Origin of the sequence: Streptomyces tirandamycinicus (genome assembly GCF_003097515.1) — a bacterium.
Classification (GTDB): Bacteria; Actinomycetota; Actinomycetes; order Streptomycetales; family Streptomycetaceae; genus Streptomyces; species Streptomyces tirandamycinicus.
In genome coordinates this window covers 5696663-5721337 of the sequence record NZ_CP029188.1, presented here as the reverse complement: position 1 = coordinate 5721337, position 24675 = coordinate 5696663, and the positions used below count along the sequence as shown (strand labels likewise).

Sequence of the window (24675 nt, the reverse complement as noted above, 5' to 3'; positions counted from 1 at the left end):
CGGCACCCCGTCACTTCCGCATGACCGCGGGCTCGTGCCGCCGCAGCAGCACCGCGATGACGACCCACAGTGCCATGCTGAGCAGCACCAGCACGCCCATGTTCGTCAGCCACACCGCGGCGATGTGGTCGAAGAGCGGGTCGGTGGTGTCCTTGCCGGGGACGATCCGGGCCAGGTCGACCGTGCCCGCCATCGCGGCGAAGGCCCACCGCGCGGGCACCAGCCAGCCCAGCTGCTCCAGGCCCACCACGCCGTCGAGCTTGAGCAGGGCGCCGCAGAAGACGATCTGGACCATGGTGAGGAGCACCAGCAGCGGCATGGTGACCTCCTCCTTGGGCACCAGCGCGGAGATCACGAGGCCGAGCATCATCGAGGTGAACGACAGCAGGGCGACGGCAAGCGTGATCTCGAGCAGCGGGGGCAGGAGCACGCCCTCGCCGCCGGGCGCGTTCAGGTCGACGCCGAAGAGGCCCACGAGGGTGAGGACGACCGCCTGGACGACCGTGATCGAGCCGAGCACCACCACCTTGGAGGTCAGGTACGCGGATCTGGACAGGCCGACCGCGCGCTCCCTGCGGTAGATCACGCGCTCCTTGACCAGTTCGCGGACCGCGTTCGCCGCGCCCGTCAGCACCCCGCCGACGCAGAGCACCAGCAGGGCGTCCATGGCGGTGTCCAGGGTGAGCTTGCTGCCGGCCAGGATCCGGGCCATGACGCCCATGCCGAAGGGCAGCGCGATCATGATGGCGATGAAGGTGCGGTCGGCGCTCAGTACGGATACGTAGCGGCGGACCAGGGTGCTCAACTGACCGAGCCAGCTCTGCGACTTGGGCGGTGGCGCCGCCGCCACCGGCGGGCGCTCCGGCTCGGCCCGCGGCTGCGGGCTGAGCGCGATGTACTGGCGGTGCTGCGCCGAGGCGCGGTACTCGCCCGCCCAGTCACGCGAGTCGTCGTTCTCGAACGCCTCGAACGCCTCCGGCCACTGGTCGAATCCGAAGAACTCCAGGGCGTCCTCGGGTGCGCCGAAGTAGGCGACCCGGCCGCCCGGCGCCAGGACCAGCAGCCGGTCGCACACATCGAGGTTGAGCACGCTGTGGGTGACCACGATGACCGTACGGCCGTCGTCGGCGAGTCCGCGCAGCATGTGCATCACCGAGCGGTCCATGCCCGGGTCGAGGCCCGAGGTGGGCTCGTCGAGGAACAGCAGGGACGGCTTCGTCAGCAGCTCCAGCGCGACGCTGACGCGCTTGCGCTGGCCGCCGGAGAGACTGTGGATGGGCTGGTCGGCGCGCTGCTCCAGGCCCAGTTCGCGGATGACCTCCTCGACCCTCGCCTCGCGCTCCGCGGGCGCCGTGTCCTCGGGGAAGCGCAGTTCTGCGGCGTAGCCGAGGGCGCGGCGCACGGTGAGCTGGATGTGCAGGATGTCGTCCTGCGGTACGAGCCCGATGCGCCTGCGCAGTTCCGCGTAGTCGCGGTACAGGTCGCGTCCGTCGTAGACGACGGTGCCGTGTTCGGCGGGGCGGAGGCCGGTGAGCGCGTTGAGGAGGGTCGACTTGCCGGCGCCGCTCGGGCCGACCACGGCGAGCAGGCACTTCTCGCCGACCGGGAACGACACATGGTCCAGGAGCACCTTGCGGCCCTCGTCCACCGTGACGGCGAGGTCCTGCACGTCGAGTGAGATCTCGCCGGAGTCCACGAACTCCTGCAGCTCGTCGCCGACGAGGCGGAACGTGGAGTGGCCGATGCCGACGGTGTCCCCCGGCGAGATCGCCGCCAGGGTCACCGGCTGGCCGTTGACGTAGGTGCCGTTGTGGCTGTCGAGGTCGACGATCTCGTAGTGGCCGTCCAGGTGGGCGCGGAGCTCGGCGTGCCGGCGGGAGACGATGAGGTCGTCGATCACGATGTCGTTGTCGGCCGCGCGGCCGATGCGGACCGTGCGGGTGGGCAGCGGGCGCACGGTGGTGGGCTGCCGGTACGCGCTCGTGGGAGCGGCCCCCGTGGAGGCGGGCGGCGCCGGTCCGGGTGGCGCCGGTTCCCCCGGGGGCGGAACGTCCGGTCCTCGGGACCCGGGCTCGGAGGCGACCGACTCGGGGGCGGCGAGCACGGGGGCGGCGGCCTCGGGGGCGGCGGGCTCGGAGGCGACCGGCTCGGGGGCGGCGGGTGCGCGCGCGGACGAGGGACCGCGTGCCGTGGCCACGAGCACGGCACGGGGGCCGTCCTGCGGATTGCCGAACCGGATGACGCTGCCCGGTCCCACGCCCGACTCGTGGACGCGGCGGCCGTCGGCGTACGTGCCGTTGGTGCTGTGCTCGTCCTCGACCGTCCAGTGGTCCGCGACGGTCCTGAGGACGGCATGGTGCCAGGACACCCGAGCGTCCTCCAGGACGATGTCGCTCAGGGGATCCCGACCGACGTGGTACTCCCGGCCCGGGCTCATGAGCGTCGAACCCCCGTCGGTTTCGATGACCAGCTCGGGCGCGGTCGGCGCTGCGGGCCGCTCAGCCATGCGACGATTTTAACTTTTGCCCTCTTTGTCCGCCCGATCGCCTTTACCCGCCCGGCCACCCTTACCCGCCCGGTCGCCTCTACCCGCCCGATCGCCGCCGCGCCTCCCGCGGCCGGGCTCGCCGCACCCCGGGCGGGGGCGGGCACCCGGCCGGGCGCCCGCCGCCAGGACGGCCCCGGCGGAGGCCCGAGGGAGCGGTACCGCGCCCCTCCCCCGCCGGCACGCGAGCCACGGAGCGGCACGAAGAGCCACCGGCAGCCGTGACGCGGCGCGCGCCACGCGGGCGGAGGAGTCCACGCCCCGGGAGAGCCAGGCCACCGGGAGAAGTCACCCGCCGGGAGCAGCCACCCACCCGGGGGGAACCCCGCCACCGGGAGCAGTCACGCCCCGAAGGGAAGCAGGTGGCCGGTCGACGGCCGCGCGGCCCGCAGGGCCTCCGGCGCGGCGGCGATCCCCGTCTCAGGCGACGGACCCGATGGTCTGGGCCGGTATGCGCGGGCCGTCGTGGTGGATCGGTGTGTGGGCACCCGCCAGCGGGGCGCCGCTGCCCCCGCGGCGGCCCGCGACGATCTCCGCCGCGATGGACACCGCGGTCTCCTCCGGAGTGCGGGCCCCGAGGTCGAGGCCGATCGGCGAGCGCAGCCGGGCGAGTTCGAGTTCGCCGACGCCCGCCTCGCGCAGCCGGGCGTTGCGTTCCTCGTGGGTGCGGCGGGACCCCATGGCCCCGACGTAGGCGACGGGCAGCCGCAGGGCCCGCTCCAGCAGGGGTACGTCGAACTTGGCGTCGTGGGTGAGGACGCAGAGCACCGTGCGGCCGTCGACCTCGGTCGACTCCAGGTAGCGGTGCGGCCATGCGACGACGATCTCGTCCGCTTCGGGGAAGCGGGTCCTGGTGGCGAAGACCGGGCGGGCGTCGCACACGGTCACGTGGTAGCCGAGGAACTTGCCGACGCGGACCAGGGCGGAGGCGAAGTCGATCGCCCCGAAGACGATCATCCGCGGGGCGGGGACGCTGGACTCGACGAGCAGGGTGAGCGGGCGGCCGCAGCGGGAACCGTCCGCGCCGATGCCGGCGGTGCCCGTGCGCCCGGCCTCCAGCAGGGCGCGGGCCTCGGCGGCGGCGGTGCGGTCGAGTTCGGGGTGGCCGCCGAGGGTGCCTTCGCGGGAGCCGTCGGCACGGACCAGGAGCGCGCGGCCCATCAGCTCGGCGGGGCCGTCGGCGATCCGCGCGACCGCCGCCGCCTCTCCTTGTGCGGCGGCGGCCAGCGCCGCCGCGAGGACGTCGCGGGAGGGGGAGTCCGCGCGGACCGGGGTGACGAGGACGTCGATGGTGCCGCCGCAGGTCAGGCCCACGGCGAAGGCGTCGTCGTCGCTGTAGCCGAAGTGCTCCAGCACGGACCGGCCGTCCGCGAGCGCCTGCCGGCACAGGTCGTAGACGGCGCCCTCCACGCATCCTCCGGAGACCGAGCCGATCGCCGTGCCGTCGCTGTCGACGGCGAGCGCGGCACCGGGCTGGCGGGGTGCGCTGCCGCCGACGGCCACGACGGTGGCGACGGCGAAGTCACGTCCCTGCCCAACCCACCGGCTCAGCTCGTCGGCGATGTCCAGCATGTCGGTCTCCTCGGGGTGGTGGATGCGTGGAGGGCGCGGCCGGGCTCAGTGGACGCCGAGCCAGCCTTCGATCGGGTTCAGGGCGAAGAACACGATGAAGATCGCGGTCAGGCCCCACATGAAGCCGCCCACCTCCCGGGACTTGCCCTGGGCGACCTTGATGGCGACGTACGAGATGACACCCGCGGCGACACCGGGGGTGATGCTGTACGTGAACGGCATCAGCACGACGGTGAGGAAGACCGGGATGGCGACGGCGCGGTCGCCCCAGTCCACGTGCCGGGCGTTCTGCATCATCATCGCGCCGATGACGACCAGCGCCGCGGAGGCGACCTGGGGCGGCACGATCGCGGTGAGCGGGGTGAAGAAGAGGCAGGCGGCGAAGAACAGTCCGGTGACGACCGAGGCGAGACCGGTCCGGGCGCCCTCGCCGACGCCGGTGGCGGACTCGACGAACACGGTCTGCCCGGAGCCGCCGGAGACACCGCCGATCGCACCGCCGGCGCCGTCGATGAACAGGGCCTTGGACAGGCCCGGCAGCCGGCCGCGCTCGTCGGTCAGCCTGGCCTCGGTGCCGACGCCGATGATGGTGGCCATCGCGTCGAAGAAGCCGGCGAGCACCAGGGTGAAGACGATGAACCCGACGGTGATCGCGCCGATGTCGCCCCAGCCGCCGAACTCGACGTGCCCGAAGAGCGAGAAGTCGGGCATGGAGACGGCGCCGCCGGCGAGCTCCGGCGGGGACATGTTCCAGGCCTTGGCGTCGAGGCCGACGATGTTGTGGACGGCGACCGCGACGACGGTTCCGATGACGATGCCGACGAGGATGGCGCCGGGTATCGCACGGGCCTGCAGCATGAAGATCAGCAGCAGGGTGAAGCAGAAGATCAGTACCGGCCAGCCGGCGAGTTCGCCGCCGGCGCCGAGGGTGACGGGCGGGCCGAACTCCGCGCCCTTGCCGACGAATCCGGCCTTGACCAGGCCGATCAGCGCGATGAACAGGCCGATGCCCATGGTGATGCCGTGCTTGAGCGCGAGCGGGATCGCGTTCATGATCAGCTCGCGCATGCCGGTGACCGCCAGCAGGCAGATCACCAGGCCGTACATCACGCACATGGCCATCGCCTGCGGCCAGGTCATCTGCGGAACGACCTGCGAGGCGAGGACGCCGGAGACGCTCAGGCCGGCCGCGAGGGCGAGCGGGACCTTGCCGATGAAGCCCATCAGCAGGGTGGTCGCCGCGGCCGCGAAGGCAGTCGCAGTGATGAGTCCCGGTTGGCTGAGGACGTTGCCCGCAACGTCCTCGCCGTTGAGGATCAGGGGGTTGAGCAGGAGGATGTACGCCATCGCCATGAAGGTGGTGATGCCGCCGCGCACCTCGCGCGCGAGAGTCGATCCTCTTTCGGAGATGTGAAAGTACCGGTCGAGCCAGGACCGTCCGGCGGGGACGCGCGAGCCGGAGCCGGCGTCCTCAGCGGCGGTTCTCGGCTCCACTGACGACTGGGTCATGGTTGCCTACTCCCAAGGTTCACAGGGGCACCCGCAGGGCGGTCGGGACTTCGCCCGAGTTGCGGGATTTGGGATCTTGCGCTGGCTGCACGACCCGGGGGACGGCCCGAGACGAACGGTCTGCGGGACGGGGACCCTCGGGGTCCGGTCCGCAGTTCTTCGGGTGTTGCTGGTGCCGGGCGCCGCGTGCGCCGCCCGGCGGCCCGGGGACGGGTCCCCGGAGGTTCTGTGGCCCCGCGAGGGGGCGGCGGGGGTTCCGGGGGACGGTGGCCCCCGGAACCCCGGCGGCTCAGGTGCCGGTGAGGTGCTCCGGGCGTACCGGCGTCCGGTTGAGCTCCAGGCCCGTCGCGGCGCGGATCGCCGCGAGGACGGCCGGCGTGGAGGAGAGGGTCGGCGCCTCACCGATGCCGCGGAGCCCGTACGGGGCGTGCTCGTCGGCGAGTTCGAGCACGTCGACCGGGATGGTCGGGGTGTCGAGGATGGTGGGGATCAGGTAGTCCGTGAAGGAGGGGTTGCGCACCTTCGCGGTCTTCGGGTCGACGATGATCTCCTCCATGACGGCCACGCCCAGACCCTGGGTGGTGCCGCCCTGGATCTGGCCGACGACGGACAGCGGGTTCAGCGCCTTGCCGACGTCCTGCGCGCAGGCCAGCTCGACGACCTTCACCAGGCCCAGCTCCGTGTCCACCTCCACCACGGCGCGGTGTGCCGCGAACGAGTACTGGACATGGCCGTTGCCCTGGCCGGTGCGCAGGTCGAAGGCCTCGGTCGGGCGGTGCCGCCACTCGGCCTCCACCTCGACGGCCTCGTCCTCCAGCACGTCCACCAGGTCGGCGAGGACCTCGCCGGCGTCGGTGACGACCTTGCCGCCTTCCAGCAGCAGTTCGGCGGTGGCCCAGGCCGGGTGGTGGGAGCCGAACTTGCGGCGGCCGATCTCCAGGACCTTCTCGCGGACCAGCTCGCAGGAGTTCTTCACCGCGCCGCCCGTGACGTACGTCTGCCGGGAGGCGGAGGTGGATCCGGCGGAGCCGACCCGGGTGTCGGCCGGGTGGATGGTCACCTGGGTGACGCCCAGCTCGGTGCGGGCGATCTGGGCGTGGACGGTGACACCGCCCTGGCCGACCTCGGCCATCGCGGTGTGCACGGTCGCGACCGGCTCGCCGCCGACGACCTCCATGCGCACCCTGGCCGTCGAGTAGTCGTCGAAGCCCTCGGAGAAGCCGACGTTCTTGATGCCGACCGCGTAGCCGACACCGCGGACGACGCCCTCGCCGTGGGTGGTGTTGGACAGTCCGCCGGGCAGGGCGCGCACGTCGGCCTCGCCGCCCGCGACCTCCCACTGGCGCTCCGGCGGCAGCGGGCGGGCCTTGACGCGGCGCAGCAGTTCCGCGACCGGGGCGGGCGAGTCCACCGGCTGCCCGGTGGGCATGATCGTGCCCTGCTCCATGGCGTTGAGCTGCCGGAACTCCACCGGGTCCATGCCCAGCTTCGCCGCGAGCTTGTCCATCTGGGCCTCGTAGGCGAAGCACGCCTGCACCGCGCCGAAGCCGCGCATCGCGCCGCAGGGCGGGTTGTTGGTGTACAGCGCGATGGCCTCGATGTCGACGTCGTCGACGACGTACGGGCCGACCGACAGCGAGGAGGCGTTGCCGACGACCGCCGGGGACGCCGACGCGTACGCGCCGCCGTCCAGGACGATCCGGCACTTTAGGTGGGTGAGCTTGCCGTCCCTGGTGGCGCCGTGCTCGTAGTACAGCTTCGCCGGGTGCCGGTGCACATGGCCGAAGAAGGACTCGAAGCGGTTGTAGACCATCTTCACGGGCTTGCCGGTGCGCAGCGCGAGGAGGCAGGCGTGGATCTGCATGGAGATGTCCTCGCGGCCGCCGAAGGCCCCGCCGACGCCGGAGAGCGTCATCCGCACCTTCTCCTCGGGCAGGCCGAGGACCGGGGCGATCTGGCGGAGGTCGGAGTGCAGCCACTGGGTGGCGACGTACAGGTCGACACCGCCGTCCTCGGCGGGTACGGCGAGGCCGGACTCCGGTCCGAGGAAGGCCTGGTCCTGCATGCCGAAGACGTACTCGCCCTCGACGATGACGTCGGCGCGCTCGCGGGCCCGGGCCACGTCGCCGCGGACGATGGGCTGGCGGTGCACGATGTTCGGGTGCGGGACGTGGCCGATGTGGTGGTCGTCGCGGCCCTCGTGGACGAGGACGGCGCCGGGGGCCGTCGCCGACGCCTCGTCGGTGATCAGCGGCAGCTCGGCGTAGTCGATCCTGATCTTGGCGGCGGCGCGGCGGGCGGTCTCCGGGTGGTCGGCGGCGACCAGGGCCACCGGCTCGCCGTGGTGGCGCACCTTCCGGTGCGCGAGGACGGGCGTGTCCTGGATCTCCAGTCCGTAGTTCTTGGTGTCCGTCGGCAGGTCGTCGTAGGTGAGGACCGCGTGGACGCCGGGTACGGCGAGGGCCTCGGAGATGTCGATGGACCGGATCTCGGCGTGCGCCACGGTGGAGCGCAGCGTCTGGCCCCACAGCATGTCCTCGTGCCACATGTCCGAGGAGTAGGCGAACTCGCCGGTGACCTTGAGGGTGCCGTCGGGGCGGAGCGTGGACTCGCCGATGCCGCCCTTGGTCTGCGACCCCTGGGTGACCTCGGTGGGGGTGCCGGCCGGGACGGTGGTGACTCGGGTGTCGGGCGCCATGGTGTCAGACCGCCTCTTCCTGACGGGCGGCCGCCAGGCGGACCGCGTCGAGGATCTTCTCGTAGCCGGTGCAGCGGCACAGGTTGCCGGAGAGCGCCTCGCGGATGTCCGCGTCGGACGGGGAGGCGTTGCGCTCCAGCAGTTCGTCGGCGGCGACCAGCAGGCCCGGGGTGCAGAAGCCGCACTGCACGGCGCCGGCGTCGATGAACGCCTGCTGGATCGGGGACAGTTCGGTGCCCTCGCCGGTCTGCGAGTCCGTTCCCCCGGCGGACCACTGCCGGGCCTCCTGCAGCGGCGTACCGCAGGCGCCGGTGGCGCACCCGCCGTGTCCGTGCTCGGCGCGCTGCCGGGCGAAGTCCGCCAGGCCCTCCACCGTGACGACGTCGCGGCCCTCGACCTGCCCGGCGGCGACCAGGCAGGAGCACACCGGGACACCGTCCAGGCGGACCGTGCAGGAACCGCACTCGCCCTGCTCGCAGGCGTTCTTGGAGCCGGGCAGTCCCAGACGCTCGCGGAGCACGTACAGGAGGCTCTCGCCCTCCCACACGTCGTCGGCTTCCTGCTGACGGCCGTTGACCGTGAAATTCACCCGCATGGTTATGCAGCTCCTTCAAGCGTGCGGCCGCTGCCGCGGTACTGCTCCCAGGTCCAGCCGAGCGTGCGGCGGGCCATGATGCCGACCGCGTGCCTGCGGTACCTGGCGGTACCGCGGACGTCGTCGATCGGGTTGCAGGCGCCGGAGGCGAGCTCGGCGAACTGCTTGGCGATCGAGGGAGTGATGATCTTGCCGCTGTCCCAGAAGCCGCCCTCCTCGAGCGCGGCGTTCAGGAACTCCTCGGCGGCCTCGGCGCGCACCGGGGTGGGCGCGGCGGAGCCGATGCCGGTGCGCACGGTGCGGGTCCCGGGGTGCAGCGCGATGCCGAAGGCGCACACGGCGATGACCATGGCGTTGCGGGTGCCGACCTTCGAGTACTGCTGGGGTCCGTCCGCCTTCCTGATGTGGACGGCCCTGATGAGCTCGTCCGGGGCGAGCGCGTTGCGCTTCACACCGGTGTAGAACGCGTCGATCGGGATGAGCCGGGTTCCCCGCACCGACTCCACCTCGACCTCGGCGCCGGCGGCCAGCAGGGCCGGGTGGGCGTCGCCGGCGGGGGACGCGGTACCGAGGTTGCCGCCCACGCCGCCGCGGTTGCGGATCTGCGGCGAGGCGACGGTGTGGGAGGCGAGCGCCAGACCCGGCAGCTCGGTCCGGAGGTCTTCCATGATCCGCGTGTACGGGACGGACGCGCCGAGCCGGACGCTCTCCTCGCCGACTTCCCATTCGCTCAGCTCGGTGATGCGGTTCAGGTCCAGGAGGTGCTCCGGCCGCCGGTGGTCGAAGTTGATCTCGACCATGATGTCGGTGCCACCCGCGATGGGCACAGCGGTGGGGTGCTCGGCCTTCGCGGCGAGCGCCTCCTCCCAGCTGGCGGGGCGAAGGAAGTCCATGGTGGCTCTCTTCTACGTGATTCGGTCGTTCACTGGGGCCCGGGGACGGCCGGCCCTGGCTGGATGTTCATGTCCTGTTAACGCGGTGTGGCCCAGTACACAAGGACCGCCCCGCCGGGTGCAGTCACCGAAACCATGAAGGAGTTGGCTGGTCGCCACCCTCGTCTTGTAGATTCGAACGAAAGGCGGAGGCCGTTTACCGGTCCGTTTTGATCCCGAAACCCCCGGCACTCCCCTCTGCACAGTCCAACGGCACGACACGACAGATCGGCGGCGACGAGATGCGGCTGCGCGCACTGCTGGAGACCGACGCGCTGGGACTGCGGCTGCTCGGCGGCGACGACGAGCTGGACCGCACCGTCCGCGGCGTGATGACGACCGACCTCCGCGACCCGAGCCGCTACCTCTCGGGTGGTGAACTCGTGCTCACCGGGCTCGCCTGGCGGCGCAGCGCCGATGACTCCGAGCCTTTTGTACGCATTCTCGCAAGCGCGGGGGTCGTCGGACTGGCCGCGGGCGAGGCGGAACTCGGCGACATCCCCGACGACCTCGTCGTGGCCTGCGAACGGCACAGGCTGCCGCTCTTCGCCGTGAACGAGGACGTCGCGTTCGCGACCATCACCGAGCATGTGGTGCGCCAGGTGTCGGGGGAGCGGGCCGGTGACCTGGCCGCGGTGGTCGACCGCCACCGCCGGCTGATGACCTCGGGTCCGGCGGGCGGCGGCCCCGAGGTGGTCCTCGACCTCCTCGGCTCCGACCTGGACCTTCGCGCCTGGGTCCTCTCCCCCACCGGCCGCCGGATCGCGGGGGCCGGCGAACCGCTGCCGCCCGGGGCCGGCGCCGTGCTGGCCGCCGAGCATCTGGCCGCGACCCGCACGGGACGGCGCGGCCCGCACCGCGCGACCGTCCGGGGCACCACGTATTCGCTGTTCCCGATCCGGAACACGGGCCGGTCTGCCGCACCGGCCTCCCGGGACGTCCGGGAGACCGTGCTGTCGGACTGGCTGCTGGCCGTGGAGGCCGACGCGTCCGACTGGCCGGCCGCCCGGCTCGATCTGCTGCAGGGCGTCACCCAGCTGATCGCCGTCGAACGGGACCGGCGGGACGCGGCCCGCACCGTCCGGCGCCGCCTCGCCCAGGAGGTCCTGGAGCTCGTCCAGACGGGCGCCCCGCCCGCCGAGATCGCCGCCAGGCTGAGGGTCGCCGCGCCCGTCCTGCTGCCGGGCCTCGGCACGGCGCCGCACTGGCAGGTCGTCGTGGCCCGTGTCGACTGGGACGCGCGGGGCGGCTCCCCCGTCGAGGCGGGCCCGGCGGCCCAGTCGCTGCTGGAGGAGATCCTCGTGGACCCGGCGGACCCGGGCTCCGAGACCGCGGACCGGATCGCCGTCGCCCACACCGGCACCGAGGCCGTCGCGCTCGTCCCGCTCCCGGCGGCCGGACCCGCCGGGGCGTCGCCGGACGACGCGGGGCACGACGGGGCGGGGCACGGGGAGGCGGGGCTCGGCGAGGAGGGACGGGCCGGCGAGCCGGAGCCCGGGCAGGACGGGGCCGGGCTGCACGCGGACGCCCTGCTCGCCGCGGTCCGTGAGACGCTCTCCGCCGGGCTCGCCGACGACGGCCGCCTCACGCTCGGCGTCAGCGCCGCCGTCCACTCCGCGGAAGGGCTGCGCGGCGCCCTGGAGGAGGCCCGGCACGCCCGCCGCGTCGCCGCCGCCCGCCCGGGCCGGGTGTGCGCGGCCGGCCACCACGAGCTGGCGTCGCACGTCCTGCTGCTGCCGTTCGTCCCCGACGACGTGCGCAGGGCGTTCACGGCCAGGCTGCTCGACCCGCTGCGCGACTACGACCGCCGCCACCGCGCCGAACTGATCGAGACCCTCGAGGCGTTCCTGGACTGCGACGGTTCCTGGACGCGCTGCGCGACCAGGCTCCATCTGCATGTGAACACGCTGCGCTACCGGGTGGGACGGATCGAGCAGCTGACGGGCCGGGACCTGTCGCGGCTGGAGGACAAGCTCGACTTCTTCCTGGCCCTGCGGATGAGCTGAAGCGGCCGGGGCCGTCCCGCCGGAGGCGGCCGGTACGGCAGACGAACGTGGTTCCGCGAGGGGATTCGCTACGCGCCCGCGCGTGGTGAGTCCCCGTCAAGCGGCGTACATACGTTCACCCGAATGTCTGCGATGCGGCCGCGGGGCCCGTATCGCACCGGAATTGCACGGCCTTCACGGATCCGGCACCCGACGATTGTGAATTGATTCACCAGACCCCTTGGCCATGCAGCCCGATCCGTGCTCTCATTCCGTCTGACTCAACAGCACAATGGCGCGCTCGGGGAGGGCAATGTGGCGTATGCCGCCATGTCTGGTTCCGGAACCACAGCAGGTGACGATCCACTCCAGACCGCGGTATGGCGGCTGCGCTCGCGCGGCTGTTGGACGGACGCGGCGGCCCTGCTCGCACCCCGCACGGCGTCCGCCGCGCTGACCCTGCAGCGCGCCTCGCTCCTCGTGGAGCGCTGCCTGTTCACCGGCGCCGGCTGGGCGGACGCGGAGGACGCCCTGCGCACGGCGGAGGCCGCGGCGCAGAGCGACGACGAGCGCGGCTCGGCCGCCTGCGAGCGCGGTCAACTCGCCTACGCCTGCACCGTGCTGGGCGTGCGCGACCGGGCCGACGAGGCGCGCGCCGCCCTCGGCCGGGCGGCGGCCCTGCTCGCGCCGGACGCCGCGGGCCGGCCGCTCCTCGACTTCCGCCGGGGCCTGGTCGCCGAACACCTCGCCGACTCGGCGCAGGCCGCCCGGGCGGCGTACCACCGCGCCCACGCCGGTGCCCTCGCCCACGACGACACGCTGCTGCTCTCCTTCACCTGGCGCCATCTCGCCGCGCTCGCGCTGCGCGACGGCGAACTCGCCGAGGCACGGCAGGGGTTCACCGAGTCCCTGCGCATCCGCGAGGAGCTGGGCTATCTGATCGGAACGGCCCCGGCGCTGGCGGCGCTCGCCGACACGGAGCCGGAACCGGAGGCCTCCCGGCTGCGCACCGAGGCGGCCCGCCTCTTCCGCCTGCTCGGCGGCGTCCCCACCTGGCTCGCGGACCAGCTGGCCCCGCCGGCCCCGGCGGCGTGACACACCAGGCCACGGACCGGCCCGGGACCGTCCGGCGGCGTGACACACCGGGCCGCGGACCGGCACCGGCAGGCGTCCGGAGGCCCCCGGCGGCGTGACGCACCGGGCGCCGGACGGGCCCGGGACGCGGCGGCAGCGGCAGGTCAGCGCGGAGAGCGGGCCGTGACCCGGAAGAGCGAGTCGTCCGTGCCGACGACCACCGACCCGTCCCGCGTCACCGCCACCGCCCGCACCGGCGGGCCGGGCCGCAACGCCAGGGTCTTGTGCGTACCGAAGCGGCGGAGCTCGACGAGCCCGTCGGCCCAGGCGACGGCCAGCGTCCGGCCGTGGACCGCGATTGCGGTCACCGGGAAGCCCCGTTCCGCGAGCGGGGTGGTCTCCGGACCGCGGCCGGGCGTCCAGATGCGGACCGTACCGTCGGCCCCTCCGCTGCACACCAGCGGCGCCGGGCCGTCCGCCACCGCCACCGCGGTGACCCGGCCGCGGTGAGCGGCGGTCTGGTGCAGCCCGCCGTGACCGAACGCGTGCAGTGACCCGTGGCGGTCGCCGGCCAGGACCAGCGTGCCCGAGGCGGCCAGCGCGGTGCCGGGATGCGCGTCCAGTGTGGCGGCCACCGCGTCCGTCAGCGTGGATTCCCCATGGGTGTGCAGGCGGCCGCGTTCGTCCAGCATCAGCAGGTCGCCGTCGGGCCGCGGCGCGAGAGCCGTGATCCGTACGGGCAGGGTGGCCGTTCCCGGCGCGGGCGTGGCGTCGGCGGGGTGCACGGAGCGTATCGCTCCACGCTGATCGGCGACGAGCAGGTGCTCCGCCCAGGTGCCCGTCCCCTGGGCGAGCGCCGCCACCGGACCGGGCCAGGGCGGGGAGACGTCGCCGCGTACCCGCGTCCAGTCGGACCGCCACGGGGCGTTCGCGGCAAGGGCGCCCAGAGCGGGGCGCAGGCGCGGGTCGGCGTCGTCGCCGAGCGCCGTGAGCAGGACGAGTGCCCGCCCGGACGGCGGCTGTTCGCGGATCAGCGACTGTCCGGCCCGGAACCAGGCGGCTCGCAGTCCACCGTGGCCGTCCGCACCACCGCCCCCGTGCCCATCGGCGTTACCGTCCGCACCGCCACCCCCGTGCGCACCGCCGGTGCCGCACTCGTACGCGGCCGTCACCGCGGCGGGGTCCGCGGCACAGACCGCGGCCGGGTCGTCGAGGTCCGTCGGCCTGGCGGGGGCCGCCGGACCGGGGCCGTCCCGGAGCGCGGCAGCCCCGGCACCGGACGGGGCGGAGGCCGCCTCAGGTGCCGGTACGCAGGCCGCCTCACCCCCGCTCCCCGGCTCCCGCCCGGGTGCGGTGACCAGCCGGATGTGGCCCAGGTCCCGCAGGGCGCCGACGAGTTCGGCGACCTCGGCCGGCACCCCGGCACCCGGGGGGCGCGTCACGACGGCCGGGCCCGTGGGTCCGAGACCCGTGAGTGCGCCGACCAGTTCGCCGGGCGTCCTGGCCACGACGCCGAACCGGTTGGCCAGGGCCCACACCGTGCCGCGCACGCTCCGGGCCGGGACCGGGACCGGGTCGGTCATCCTTCCCGCCTAGCGGTCCGCGCCGTTGAAGTGCTCCCGTACCAGGGAGGCCACCACGGCCAGGTCCTGCGCCATCAGCGCCTCCAGCAGCGCCGAGTGCTCGGCCGCGTCGGCCACCAGGTCCGCCCGCCGGGGCGCCGGGGAGCTCATGAGGGGCCACTGCGAGCGGCGGTGGAGGTCGTCCGCGACGGCGACGAGCTGGTCGTTCCCGGCGAGGGAGAGGACGGCGCGGTGGAAGGCGCGGTCCGATTCCGCATAGCCCGCCCGGTCGCCGGTCGCGGCGGCGGCCGCGGTCGCCTCGGCGAGCGGGACGAGTTGGGCCCAGCGCGCGGGCGGGACGGTACGGGCGAGCCGCAGCATCACCGGAACCTCGATCAGGGCGCGCACCTCGGCGAGCTCGGCCAGTTCCCGGGCCGTGCGCACCACGACGCGGAAGCCCCGGTTCGGGATCGTCTCCACCGCGCCTTCGAGGCCGAGCTGCTGCATCGCCTCGCGTACGGGGGTGGCGGAGACGCCGAACCGTTCGCCGAGCGCGGGCGCCGAGTAGACCTCGCCGGGGCGCAGTTCACCACTGACGAGGGCCGCTCGCAGCGCGTCCAGGACCTGGCCGCGCACCGAGTGGCGACGGACGACCGTGCCGGGCACCGGCGACTCGCCGTGGGTGTGCTCACCGCGGACCTGCGCGGCGGACGCGGGCTCCACGCCCGGGTCACGCCGGCGCGGGACGGAGCCGTCGGTACCGGACGGCCCGCGGGCTGCTCCGGCGCCCGGGCCGCTGCCCCGCTCGCCGGAGGACGGCCGGGCGCCCGGGGCACGCTCCTCGCGGGTCTGCCCGGGGATCGTGGCGGGCGGCCCCTGTCCGAGCAGGGGCCCCGGTGCGGGACGGTGCCGGTGCTCCGGCGCGGGCTGCTCCGCCCGCGCCTGCGCCGGGCCGTGCGCGGGATTCGGTCCCTGCTCCGGAAGCGGGCCGCGGGGAGCCGCGGGATCGGGGCCGGGGGTCCGGCTCGCCCCCGGGCCGGGAAGGGCGTTCGGGCCGGGGAGGGCGTTCGGGCCGGGGCGGGCGTTCGGGCCGGGGAGGGGAGAGTGCTCGGCCCGTGCCTGCCCGGGAACACGCACGGGCGCGGACGGCGTCGCCGCGGCGTGGCCGCGCGCTCGGCCCTGCTCCACTCGGGTCCTCCTCCGGCTGCGTTCCGGGCCCGGCCGGCACGGCTCGGGTCCTGCCTGCACGATAGGGGGCCGGGGTCACAGTTCAAACACGGATCACGTCGGGTAAGGTAAGGCTAACCTGCCAACGACCGAGATTCGGTGGTCCCCGCATGACGGTCCCCGCTGTTCTCCACGACGCGCGGCCTCCCGCACCTTCGGCCGCCGCGGAGCCCGTGACCGGCGCGTACGCGCGCATGTCCGCGGTGTTCCCCGGCCTCGGAGTGCGGCAGCTCGCGGACGGCGAGCAGGCCCCGCGGGGAGCCGGCTGGGTGGCGGCGGCGGACCTGGCGGCCGGCGGCGCGGCTCTCGACGCGTTCCTGGCGTGGGACGACGCACAGGTGCGGCAGGACTACGGACAGCAGGCCCGCCAGGACGTCGTGGCGAGCTTCGGGCTCCACCGCTACGCCTGGCCGGCCTGCCTGCTGATCACGGTGCCGTGGTTCCTGGAACGGCGCGTGCCGCGGCTCCCGGTCGAGGACGTCTCGTACCAGCGGGCCCGGGGCCGGATGGCCGTCCGCGTCCGCACCTTCGCCTGCCTGCCCGGCGATGCCGCGGCCGCACTCCCGGGCGCACGGGTGGTCGCCGACGAGGAGGCGCTGCGCGCCGAAGTACGGGACGCCGTCGCCGGGCACATGGAGCCGATCCTCGACGGCTTCGGCCCGCGCATGCGGCGCGGGCGGCGCGCACTGTGGGGGATGGCGACGGACGAGATCGTCGAGGGCCTGTGGTACGTGGCGCACCTCCTCGGCGAGGAGCGCCGGGCCATGACGGAGCTTGCGGCCCTGCTGCCCGGTACCACCAAGCCGTACGTCGGCACGGCCGGCTTCCGCGAGCTCACCGGGCCGTCCGGGGAGCCGCTGCCCACCAGGGACCGGGCGAGCTGCTGCCTGTTCTACACCCTGCGCCCCGAGGACACCTGTGTCACCTGCCCTCGCACCTGCGACGCCGACCGCGTGCGTCGGCTCACCGCACAGGACTGACCCTCCGGCGCTCCCCCGCCGCCGGGCACCCGGCGCCCTCCGACAGCGACATTCGAACTCAATTCCCCTTGCCCGAAGGCTCGTTCGAGCCAAATGCACCTATTCGCAGACCCTGCACACCTGTTGGCGCCCTCTTGCCGGGAAACCCCCTGTCCGCGACGGCACTTCGGCCAATATGGCGCGCGAAACGCCCAACGCGATGCAGATGCAAGGGACACCGCATGAGACTGACCGACATATCGCTCGACTGGCTGCTTCCGGGCGGCGTGATGCTCGCAGGGGTCGTCGCGGCGGTGGCGGTGCTCGCGCGCGGCAGGCGCGCCCGGGGCGATGCCGCGGCCGAGGACTCCTGGGAACGCAGCGAGGAGCGGCGCCGGCGCAAGGAGGCCGTCTACGGCACCGCCTCCTACCTCCTGCTCTTCTGCTGCGCAGCGGTCGCGGCGGCCCTCTCGTTCCACGGCCTGGTCGGCTTCGGGCGGCAGAACCTCAACCTCTCGGGCGGCTGGGAGTACCTGGTCCCGTTCGGCCTCGACGGCGCCGCCATGTTCTGCTCGGTGCTCGCGGTGCGAGAGGCCAGCCACGGCGACGCGGCGCTCGGCTCGCGCATACTGGTGTGGATGTTCGCCGGTGCCGCGGCCTGGTTCAACTGGGTCCACGCACCGCGCGGACTCGGCCACGACGGCGCCCCGCAGTTCTTCGCGGGCATGTCGCTGTCCGCGGCCGTGCTCTTCGACCGGGCGCTGAAGCAGACCCGCAGGGCGGCGCTGCGTGAGCAGGGCCTGGTGCCGAGACCCCTGCCCCAGATCCGGGTCGTACGGTGGCTGCGGGCGCCCCGTGAGACCTTCGGCGCCTGGTCGCTGATGCTGCTCGAAGGCGTGCGGACCCTCGACGAGGCCGTCGAGGAGGTGCGCGAGGACCGCAGGCAGAAGGAGCAGGAGCGCATGCGCCGGCGCGATCAGGAGAAGCTGGAGCGGGCGCGGCTGCGGGCGCTCAGCCGGCAGCACCGGGCGTGGGGCCGCCGCGGCGGGCGGCAGGTGGAGGTCACCGCCACCGTGGGCGGCGCGCTCGCGGGCTCCGTCCCTCCCGTGGGATCCGCCGCGGAGCCCGCCACAGCCGAGTCCGGTCAGATACCGGCCCGTTCACGCCCGCCTCTGCAGGCCGTCAAGGGCAGTGACCCCGTCACCGTCGACCTCACCGCCGAGGACGACACCCAGGCCCTGCCGCGCCTCGACTCCCTCGAGCGGAAGCTCAAGCATCTCGAGCAGCAGTTCGGCTGACACCGTACGACAGTCGCGCTTTCCCTACGTCAACCTCCTTACGCCGCACGGCAGTCCACCGGACCGCGTGGCAACCTCCGGACACCGGTCGGCCGCAGACGATCAGTGGTGCGCCGCAGCGCGCGGCCGGCGGCACGGACGGGACCCTTCGACGGGGTCCCGCCCGTCCGTGTACGTACGCCCCGGAGGTTCCGAGCCACCTCGCGGGTCCCCGCCGCCGCACGGGTCCCGGCCGCCGCGCACCCGTCACGCCCGACCGCCGTGCAGCTCGAACCACACCGCCTTGCCCAGACCGTGGGAGCGCACCCCCCACGCGTCCGCCAGGCTCTGCACCAGCAGCAGCCCGCGGCCGTGCGTACTCCCGTCGGGCACGGTCTCGGCGGGCGGCTCCACCAGCCCCGCCGTGAAGTCCCGCACCTCGACCCGGAGCCGCGCGGGTGCCACCGTGGCCGTGACGACGGCCCCGTCCTCCGTGTGCACCAGCGCGTTCGTCACCAACTCGCTGGTCAGCAGCTCCGCCACCTCGGCCGAACCCGGCTCGCCCCAGTGACCCAGGAGGGCCCGCAGCGCCCTCCTCACCTCCGCCACCGCCCTGAGGTCGGCACGCCTGACACTGCGCCGCAACTGCGCGGCGCCGGCCCCCTCCTGACGCCCTGCCATTCTCCCCCACCGCACGTCGGAACGGTCCCTTCCGTCGCTTGTCCCGTCCGGCTCGAACAGGCACTCCCGGAATGCATGCCCCGCCGCCGTGCCGTCACGCCTGCCGTTTTCACGCGCTGTCACGGACGCGGTACGTTCCGCAGGTTCGAGCGGGCCATCTGGACCATCCGGCCGACGCCGCCGTCCAGCACGATCTTGCTGGCGGAGAGCGCGAATCCGGTCACCATCTCGGCACTGATCTTCGGCGGGATGGACAGCGCGTTCGGGTCGGTGACGACGTCGACGAGAGCCGGACCGTCGTGCGCGAAGGCGTCCCTGAGGGCACCCGCCAGCTGCTTCGGCTTCTCCACCCGGACGCCGTACACCCCCGCGGCCCGGGCCATCGCGGCGAAGTCCGGGTTGAGGTTGCCCGTTCCGTACGAGGGCAGACCGGCGACCAGCATCTCCAGCTCGACCATGCCGAGCGAGGAGTTGTCGAACAGCACGATCTTGACCGGCAGATCGTGCTGCCGCAGGGTGAGGAAGTCACCCATCAGCATGGTGAACCCGCCGTCCCCGGACATCGAGACGACCTGGCGGCCGGGGCAGGCGAACTGGGCGCCGATGGCCTGCGGCAGGGCGTTCGCCATCGAACCGTGGCTGAAGGATCCGATGATGCGGCGCCGGCCGTTCGGGGTGAGGTAGCGGGCCGCCCAGACGTTGCACATGCCGGTGTCCACGGTGAACACGGCGTCGTCGGCGGCGATTTCGTCGAGGACGGACGCCACGTACTCGGGGTGGATGGGGACGTGCTTGTCGACCTTGCGGGTGTACGCCTTGATCACGCCCTCCAGCGCCTCCGTGTGCTTCCTCAGCATCTTGTCGAGGAAGCGCCGGTCGCTCTTCAGCCGCACCCGCGGGGTGAGACAGCGGAGTGTCTCGCGCACATCGCCCCATACGGCCAGGTCCAGCTTGGACCGGCGGCCGAGGTTCTCGGGCCGGATGTCGACCTGGGCGATCCTCACGTCGTCCGGCAGGAAGGCGTTGTACGGGAAGTCCGTGCCGAGCAGGATCAGCAGATCGCACTCGTGGGTCGCCTCGTAGGCGGCACCGTAGCCGAGCAGTCCGCTCATGCCGACGTCGTACGGGTTGTCGTACTGGATCCACTCCTTGCCGCGGAGCGCGTGACCGACCGGTGCCTTGACGCGCTCCGCGAGCTGCATGACCTCGTGGTGCGCACCGGCGGTCCCGCTGCCGCAGAAGAGCGTGACGCGGTCCGCCTCGTCGATCATCCGGGCCAGGGCGTCGACCTCCGTGTCCCCGGGCCGGACGGTGGGGCGCGAGGTGACGAGGGCGTGCCCGACCGGCTTCTCCGGAGCGGGGCGTGCGGCGATGTCCCCCGGGAGGGCGACGACGCTCACGCCGCTGCGGCCGATGGCCTGCTGGACCGCGGTCTGCAGCAGGCGCGGCAGCTGCTGCGGATTGGAGATCAGCTCGCAGTAGTGGCTGCACTCCCGGAACAACTGGTCCGGATGGGTCTCCTGGAAGTAGCCCAGACCGATCTCCGACGACGGGATGTGCGAGGCCAGGGCGAGGACCGGGGCCATCGAGCGATGGGCGTCGTACAGGCCGTTGATCAGGTGCAGATTGCCGGGGCCGCAGGAGCCGGCGCATGCGGCGAGCCGGCCCGTGATCTGCGCCTCGGCGCCGGCCGCGAACGCGGCGGTCTCCTCGTGGCGCACCGGGACCCAGTCGATCGCCGAGTTGCGGCGGATGGCGTCGACGACCGGGTTCAGGCTGTCGCCGACGACCCCGTAGAGCCGCTGCACGCCCGCGTGGACGAGGATGTCGACGAACTGTTCTGCGACGTTCTGCTTGGCCATGGGACCATCAATCCACGACCCCGGCGGTTACGCCTCCCAGACGGCACACGCCGTACGGTCGTCGGCGTAACCCTTCACCCTCAGCTGGGTGTCGGCCAGGTACGCGGCGAGGCCGGGCGGCTCGGTCTCCGCCCAGCGCTCCGCCAGCTCGTCGGCGAGCGCCGGCTCGCCGCGCAGCGGGTCGGCGAGTCCGCTGCTGCAGAGCAGCAGGGTGTCCCCCGGGCGGGCCACCGACGCACGGAACCGGAACGGTTCGGCCGGCGGCGGTACGGGCTCGTCGATGTGCGGCGACGGGGGCGTGGTCACACCCAGGTCCATGGTGAGCCGGTCGCCCTCGCGGGTCTCCGGGGGCGGGGAGCCGTAGCCCACGACCGGCTCGCCGGAGAAGGCGTCGGGAAGGGACGGTTCCAGGTCCTGCCAGCCGCCGTCGCGGAGGCGGAAGAGGCCCCCGGCTCCGAGTCCGAAGAACACCCGTGTGCGGCAGTCGTGGTCGGCGGGCAGCAGCAGGCACCGCAGGCTCGCCGTGTACTCCTCCGGGGGCACGCCCAGTTCGGCCGCACGGGCGCGGAGCCTGCCGAAGGAGCGGTCGGTGAGCCGGTGGAGCCCGGATTTGAGGTCGCCGCGCCGGCCGGCCCTGATGTCCTCCGCCAGCCGGGCGTGGCTGCGGCCGACGGCGCCGCCGATCCAGCGGCAGGCGTCGGCGGCGGCGAGGTGCGCGCCTTCCGCGGCCCGCGCGCCGGTGGCCACCGCGACCAGCACCAGGGCCCCCTCACCGGTGCCGAAGCGGGCGGTGAGGAGCGCGTCGCGGCGGTGCTCACCGCGGTAGCGGGCCGAGTCGCCGCGGACGGAGGCGGCGCGCAGGGTGAACGCGCCGTACCGGGCCCCGTCCAGCACGGTGTCCGGGACCAGCCCGCCGAGCTCCTGCGGATCGGCGGTGGGGAGCGCGGTGGGCTCGGCGTCGTAGGTGGGCGGCCGGTCCCCCACGTACCCGCCCGTGCTCCGGCCCGCGCTCTCCTTGCGCCGGCCCCAGGGGACGGGCCCGCGCCGCCCCGCGGTGCGGGTCTGCTGTTCGGGGGCCGTGCCGGCGGCTGCGACCGGCACCGTCGGGGGTGCCGGGGGCTGCGGCGGGGGTGCCGCGGAGGGCTCCCCCGCGAGGTCCCGCCCGGGCGGCCCGGCGGGGGCCGGGGGCGGTGACCCTGCGGGGGCAGGGGGCACGGCGGAGGCCGGGGGCACGGCGGAGGCCGGGAGCTTGGTGAAGTCCGCCCGAGTGCGCGGGGTCGACGCCGGTGACGCCCACGACGCTGCCGACGCTGCCGACGCCGACCCGGCACCGGCACCGGCACCGGCACCGGCCACTCCCCCGGTACGGAACACGGGCGGGTCCCCGACCGGGTCCGCCGGAGTGCGCGGGGCGGCGGAGGACTCCCAGGGAGCGACGCCGCGGCGGGACGGGTCCCACCATGCGCCCGGGGAGTCCTCCGGGCCCACGGTGTCGACCGCGGAGTCGAAGCGGTCGTCGAGTGTGTCACCCGCGGCGGCGGGGCCGGTGTCCGCGGCGGACTCGTCGTACAGCCGGTTCCACCAGTCGTCGCCCGCGGTGGGCCTCTCCCCCTGCTGACTCATGCCCTCATTGTCCACCGCAGGGGCCGTACGAAAACGGCGTATTCCGCAAAACCCGGCCCGGCGGCGGGTGCGCCGGGCCGGCCCGGCGCACCCGGGAAGGGCGCACGGCGGACGTCGAGTTGGATCGGCGCACGTCGCACGTGCGATCCACCGGCACGGGGAGGATCTTCCTGCCGCCCGGCGGGGATGATGGGGGCGGCGGGTTCACGCCGTGACCGGATTCCGCCACGATCGTGCCCGCATCAGGCGGAACGGTGAGGTCCGGGGAGGGCTCAGGGGTGCTGGGAGCAATAGGTCTCGACGCGAGGCAGGAGTCGGCGTACCGCGCGCTGGTGGCGCTGGGTGCCGCGGAGGTGGCCGATCTGGCGCACCGCCTCGCACTCCCGGAGGCGGAGACCGAACGGGCGCTGCGTCTGCTGGAACACCACGGGCTGGCCGCCCGGTCGTCGGCGCGCACCGACCGCTGGGTGGCCGCCCCGCCGGGAGTCGCGCTCGGCGCCCTGCTCACCCGGCAACGGCACGAACTCGAGCAGGCGGAGCTGGCTGCGGCGCTGCTGGCCCGCGACTACCGGACCAAGGCCGCGGAACTGCCCGTGCACGACCTGGTCGAGGTGGTCACCGGAGCCGGTGCGGTGGCGCAGCGCTTCCGCCAGCTCCGCCTGGGCGCGTCCGACGAGGTGTGCGCACTCGTCACCGGGTCGCCGGTGGTCCTCTCCGGAGCGGACGACGAGGCACGGCTGCGGACGGGGCCGAGCGGCGTCACGTACCGCGTGGTCGTCGAGCGCGAGATGCTGACACCGGCGGCAAGGCCGGCCGAGGTGTCGCCCTGGCTCGGCCGCGGCGCGCAGGTCCGGGTGGTGGAGCGGGTGCCCGCCGAACTCGTCGTCGCCGACCGGACGCTGGCGATGGCTCCCCTGACCGGTCGCGGTTCGCAGGCGGCGGCACTGGTGGTCCGCGCGGGCGGAGTACTGGAGTCGCTGACCGGCCTGTTCGAGGCCGTGTGGCGGGAGGCCCTGCCGCTGCGTCTCGGCGGGGACGGCTCCGTGACGGAGGACGGGCCCGCCGGCCCCGACGCCGCGGATCTGGAGATCCTGTCGCTGCTGCTCGCCGGCATGACCGACGCGAGTGTCGCCAAGCAGCTCGAACTCGGCCTCCGCACGGTCCAGCGGCGTGTGAAGGGCCTCATGGAACTGGCCGGCGTGACGACCAGGCTCCAGCTCGGCTGGCACGCGTACGACAGGGGGTGGGTGGCCCGGTCGGCCGGCGAAAGCGGTGTGGACGGGTCGAGCCCGGGTGTCTCCGCGACCGCCGGGACGCGGCCCCGGGCAGCCGCCGCCGAGGCGGAAGCGGCGGCGGCTGCGGCTGCGGCTGCGGCTGCGGGGTGAGGGGGCCGGGTAGGCCGGCGTTCCCGGGGCGCAACGGCCCCGGGAACGCCCGCGAGCGGTCAGCGCGGCCGGCCGGCCCGCTTCGCCTCCCCCGCCGCACGGCCCTCCGCGTGCTTGCGCTTCCAGTCGCGGCGGATCTCGGCCCGGAGCCGGGCGTCGGTCTTCGCCACGATGCGCTGGTTCTCGCGGACGAGCTTGCGGTAGCTCTCCAGCCGGCGTTCCGGCAGCGAGCCGTCGGCGAGCGCGGCGAGCACCGCACAGCCCGGCTCCGCCTCATGGGCGCAGTCGTGGAAGCGGCAGTCCCGGGCCAGGTCCTCGATCTCCGAGAAGACCTCTCCCACTCCCGTACCGGCGTCGAAGAGCCCGACGCCCCGCAGGCCCGGGGTGTCGATGAGCACGCCGCCGCCGGGGAGGACGAGGAGGTTCCGGGTCGTCGTGGTGTGACGGCCCTTTCCGTCCACGTCACGCGTGGACCGCACCTCCATGGCGTCCTCGCCCAGCAGAGTGTTCGCCAGGGTGGACTTGCCCGCTCCGGAGACGCCGAGCAGCACGCTCGTACCGCCGGAGACCACCGCCGCCAGGACGTCCATGCCCTCCCCGGTGAGCGAGCTGACCGGCAGCACCTGGACACCGGGTGCCGTGGTCTCCACGTCCCGCACCAGGTACGACAGGGCGGTCGCGTCCGGCACCAGGTCGGCCTTGGTGAGGACGACGAGGGGCTGCGCCCCGCTCTCCCAGGCCAGCGCCAGGAAGCGTTCGATCCGTCCGAGGTCGAGCTCGACGGCCAGGGAGACCGCGATGACCGCGTGGTCGACGTTCGCGGCGAGGATCTGCCCCTCGGACCGCCGGGACGAGGTGGAGCGCACGAAGGCGGTACGGCGCGGCAGACACGCCCGTACGTACCGGGGGTTGCCGCCCTCGGGGTCGACGGCCGCCCAGTCACCGGTGCAGATCACACGCAGCGGGTCGTGCGGTGTGACGAACGCCGTGTCGGCACGCACGGTCCCGGCCGCGGTGACGACGTCGCACCGGCCACGGTCGACCCGCACCACCCGCCCGGGCACCAGACCGCTCTCGGCGTACGGCGCGAAGGCGGCCGCATGGTCCCCGTCCCAGCCGTACGGGGTGAGCGGGTGCGGTGCCCCGGCGGCGGCGTCGCCGGGCGCGGCGGTGGAAGCGACCGGACCGG

Annotated in this window: 17 protein-coding genes; 5 read left to right on the top strand and 12 right to left on the bottom strand. The window is 74.0% G+C overall.

Annotated features, from left to right (window positions below):
- Nucleotides 1-10: 10 nt before the first annotated feature.
- The 6 genes from DDW44_RS24955 to DDW44_RS24930 form a co-directional block, all read right to left on the bottom strand.
- Nucleotides 11-2506 (bottom strand): FHA domain-containing protein, encoded by a 2496-nt coding sequence (locus DDW44_RS24955; protein WP_108907814.1) that lies wholly within the window; start codon nucleotides 2504-2506, stop codon nucleotides 11-13.
- A 459-nt stretch (nucleotides 2507-2965) separates the two neighbouring features.
- Nucleotides 2966-4117 (bottom strand): XdhC family protein, encoded by a 1152-nt coding sequence (locus DDW44_RS24950; RefSeq protein WP_108907813.1) that lies wholly within the window; start codon nucleotides 4115-4117, stop codon nucleotides 2966-2968.
- 45 nt (nucleotides 4118-4162) lie between these two features.
- Complete coding sequence (locus tag DDW44_RS24945) at nucleotides 4163-5626, bottom strand: NCS2 family permease (RefSeq protein ID WP_108907812.1); 1464 nt, start codon at nucleotides 5624-5626, stop codon at nucleotides 4163-4165.
- 289 nt (nucleotides 5627-5915) lie between these two features.
- Nucleotides 5916-8324, bottom strand: a complete 2409-nt coding sequence (locus DDW44_RS24940; RefSeq protein ID WP_108907811.1) for a xanthine dehydrogenase family protein molybdopterin-binding subunit — start codon at nucleotides 8322-8324, stop codon at nucleotides 5916-5918.
- 4 nt (nucleotides 8325-8328) lie between these two features.
- Complete coding sequence (locus DDW44_RS24935; RefSeq protein ID WP_018888620.1) at nucleotides 8329-8919, bottom strand: (2Fe-2S)-binding protein; 591 nt, start codon at nucleotides 8917-8919, stop codon at nucleotides 8329-8331.
- A gap of 2 nt (nucleotides 8920-8921) precedes the next feature.
- A complete protein-coding gene (locus DDW44_RS24930) occupies nucleotides 8922-9812 on the bottom strand; it encodes an FAD binding domain-containing protein (RefSeq protein ID WP_017944664.1) in 891 nt (296 codons plus the stop codon).
- A gap of 281 nt (nucleotides 9813-10093) precedes the next feature.
- Between DDW44_RS24930 and DDW44_RS24925 the strand changes: the two genes are divergently transcribed.
- Both DDW44_RS24925 and DDW44_RS24920 read left to right on the top strand, forming a co-directional pair.
- Nucleotides 10094-11857, top strand: coding sequence for a PucR family transcriptional regulator ligand-binding domain-containing protein (locus tag DDW44_RS24925; protein ID WP_108907810.1), 1764 nt, complete (start codon nucleotides 10094-10096; stop codon nucleotides 11855-11857).
- A gap of 309 nt (nucleotides 11858-12166) precedes the next feature.
- Nucleotides 12167-12931, top strand: a complete 765-nt coding sequence (locus DDW44_RS24920; RefSeq protein ID WP_017944666.1) for a hypothetical protein — start codon at nucleotides 12167-12169, stop codon at nucleotides 12929-12931.
- 143 nt (nucleotides 12932-13074) lie between these two features.
- On the opposite strand, the gene DDW44_RS24915 is transcribed toward DDW44_RS24920, so the two are convergent.
- Both DDW44_RS24915 and DDW44_RS24910 read right to left on the bottom strand, forming a co-directional pair.
- Nucleotides 13075-14493: a WD40 repeat domain-containing protein gene (locus DDW44_RS24915; RefSeq protein ID WP_108907809.1), complete on the bottom strand. Its 1419-nt coding sequence runs from the start codon at nucleotides 14491-14493 to the stop codon at nucleotides 13075-13077.
- A gap of 9 nt (nucleotides 14494-14502) precedes the next feature.
- Nucleotides 14503-15195: a GntR family transcriptional regulator gene (locus DDW44_RS24910; RefSeq protein ID WP_108908940.1), complete on the bottom strand. Its 693-nt coding sequence runs from the start codon at nucleotides 15193-15195 to the stop codon at nucleotides 14503-14505.
- Between the two features lie 614 nt (nucleotides 15196-15809).
- Between DDW44_RS24910 and DDW44_RS24905 the strand changes: the two genes are divergently transcribed.
- Entirely contained in the window at nucleotides 15810-16679 is an 870-nt protein-coding gene (locus DDW44_RS24905; RefSeq protein ID WP_108907808.1) for a (2Fe-2S)-binding protein, read from the top strand.
- A 221-nt stretch (nucleotides 16680-16900) separates the two neighbouring features.
- Nucleotides 16901-17956, top strand: coding sequence for a DUF2637 domain-containing protein (locus DDW44_RS24900; protein ID WP_017944669.1), 1056 nt, complete (start codon nucleotides 16901-16903; stop codon nucleotides 17954-17956).
- A gap of 246 nt (nucleotides 17957-18202) precedes the next feature.
- Here the strand turns inward: DDW44_RS24900 and DDW44_RS24895 are convergent, their stop codons facing one another.
- From DDW44_RS24895 to DDW44_RS24885, 3 genes are all read right to left on the bottom strand, one after another.
- Nucleotides 18203-18616, bottom strand: coding sequence for an ATP-binding protein (locus tag DDW44_RS24895; protein WP_026281453.1), 414 nt, complete (start codon nucleotides 18614-18616; stop codon nucleotides 18203-18205).
- A 119-nt stretch (nucleotides 18617-18735) separates the two neighbouring features.
- Nucleotides 18736-20478 carry a pyruvate dehydrogenase gene (locus DDW44_RS24890; protein WP_027733220.1) on the bottom strand — a complete coding sequence of 581 codons (1743 nt, stop codon included), beginning with the start codon at nucleotides 20476-20478 and terminating at the stop codon, nucleotides 18736-18738.
- 27 nt (nucleotides 20479-20505) lie between these two features.
- Nucleotides 20506-22101 carry a protein phosphatase 2C domain-containing protein gene (locus DDW44_RS24885; RefSeq protein WP_108907807.1) on the bottom strand — a complete coding sequence of 532 codons (1596 nt, stop codon included), beginning with the start codon at nucleotides 22099-22101 and terminating at the stop codon, nucleotides 20506-20508.
- Between the two features lie 278 nt (nucleotides 22102-22379).
- Here DDW44_RS24885 and DDW44_RS24880 point away from each other — a divergent pair, with 278 nt between their 5' ends.
- Nucleotides 22380-23486 carry a helix-turn-helix domain-containing protein gene (locus tag DDW44_RS24880; protein ID WP_108907806.1) on the top strand — a complete coding sequence of 369 codons (1107 nt, stop codon included), beginning with the start codon at nucleotides 22380-22382 and terminating at the stop codon, nucleotides 23484-23486.
- Nucleotides 23487-23545: 59 nt separating this feature from the next.
- On the opposite strand, the gene rsgA is transcribed toward DDW44_RS24880, so the two are convergent.
- A complete protein-coding gene (rsgA, locus tag DDW44_RS24875) occupies nucleotides 23546-24550 on the bottom strand; it encodes a ribosome small subunit-dependent GTPase A (protein ID WP_108908939.1) in 1005 nt (334 codons plus the stop codon).
- Between the last annotated feature and the right edge of the window lie 125 nt (nucleotides 24551-24675).

What these genes read in the sequence shown, in the direction of transcription:
- DDW44_RS24955 (WP_108907814.1), bottom strand. Translation starts at nt 2,506, where the DNA reads ATGGCTGAGCGGCCCGCAGCGCCGACCGCGCCCGAGCTGGTCATCGAA.
- DDW44_RS24950 (WP_108907813.1), bottom strand. Translation starts at nt 4,117, where the DNA reads ATGCTGGACATCGCCGACGAGCTGAGCCGGTGGGTTGGGCAGGGACGT.
- DDW44_RS24945 (WP_108907812.1), bottom strand. Translation starts at nt 5,626, where the DNA reads ATGACCCAGTCGTCAGTGGAGCCGAGAACCGCCGCTGAGGACGCCGGC.
- DDW44_RS24940 (WP_108907811.1), bottom strand. Translation starts at nt 8,324, where the DNA reads ATGGCGCCCGACACCCGAGTCACCACCGTCCCGGCCGGCACCCCCACC.
- DDW44_RS24935 (WP_018888620.1), bottom strand. Translation starts at nt 8,919, where the DNA reads ATGCGGGTGAATTTCACGGTCAACGGCCGTCAGCAGGAAGCCGACGAC.
- DDW44_RS24930 (WP_017944664.1), bottom strand. Translation starts at nt 9,812, where the DNA reads ATGGACTTCCTTCGCCCCGCCAGCTGGGAGGAGGCGCTCGCCGCGAAG.
- DDW44_RS24925 (WP_108907810.1), top strand. Translation starts at nt 10,094, where the DNA reads ATGCGGCTGCGCGCACTGCTGGAGACCGACGCGCTGGGACTGCGGCTG.
- DDW44_RS24920 (WP_017944666.1), top strand. Translation starts at nt 12,167, where the DNA reads ATGTCTGGTTCCGGAACCACAGCAGGTGACGATCCACTCCAGACCGCG.
- DDW44_RS24915 (WP_108907809.1), bottom strand. Translation starts at nt 14,493, where the DNA reads ATGACCGACCCGGTCCCGGTCCCGGCCCGGAGCGTGCGCGGCACGGTG.
- DDW44_RS24905 (WP_108907808.1), top strand. Translation starts at nt 15,810, where the DNA reads ATGACGGTCCCCGCTGTTCTCCACGACGCGCGGCCTCCCGCACCTTCG.
- DDW44_RS24900 (WP_017944669.1), top strand. Translation starts at nt 16,901, where the DNA reads ATGAGACTGACCGACATATCGCTCGACTGGCTGCTTCCGGGCGGCGTG.
- DDW44_RS24895 (WP_026281453.1), bottom strand. Translation starts at nt 18,616, where the DNA reads ATGGCAGGGCGTCAGGAGGGGGCCGGCGCCGCGCAGTTGCGGCGCAGT.
- DDW44_RS24890 (WP_027733220.1), bottom strand. Translation starts at nt 20,478, where the DNA reads ATGGCCAAGCAGAACGTCGCAGAACAGTTCGTCGACATCCTCGTCCAC.
- DDW44_RS24885 (WP_108907807.1), bottom strand. Translation starts at nt 22,101, where the DNA reads ATGAGTCAGCAGGGGGAGAGGCCCACCGCGGGCGACGACTGGTGGAAC.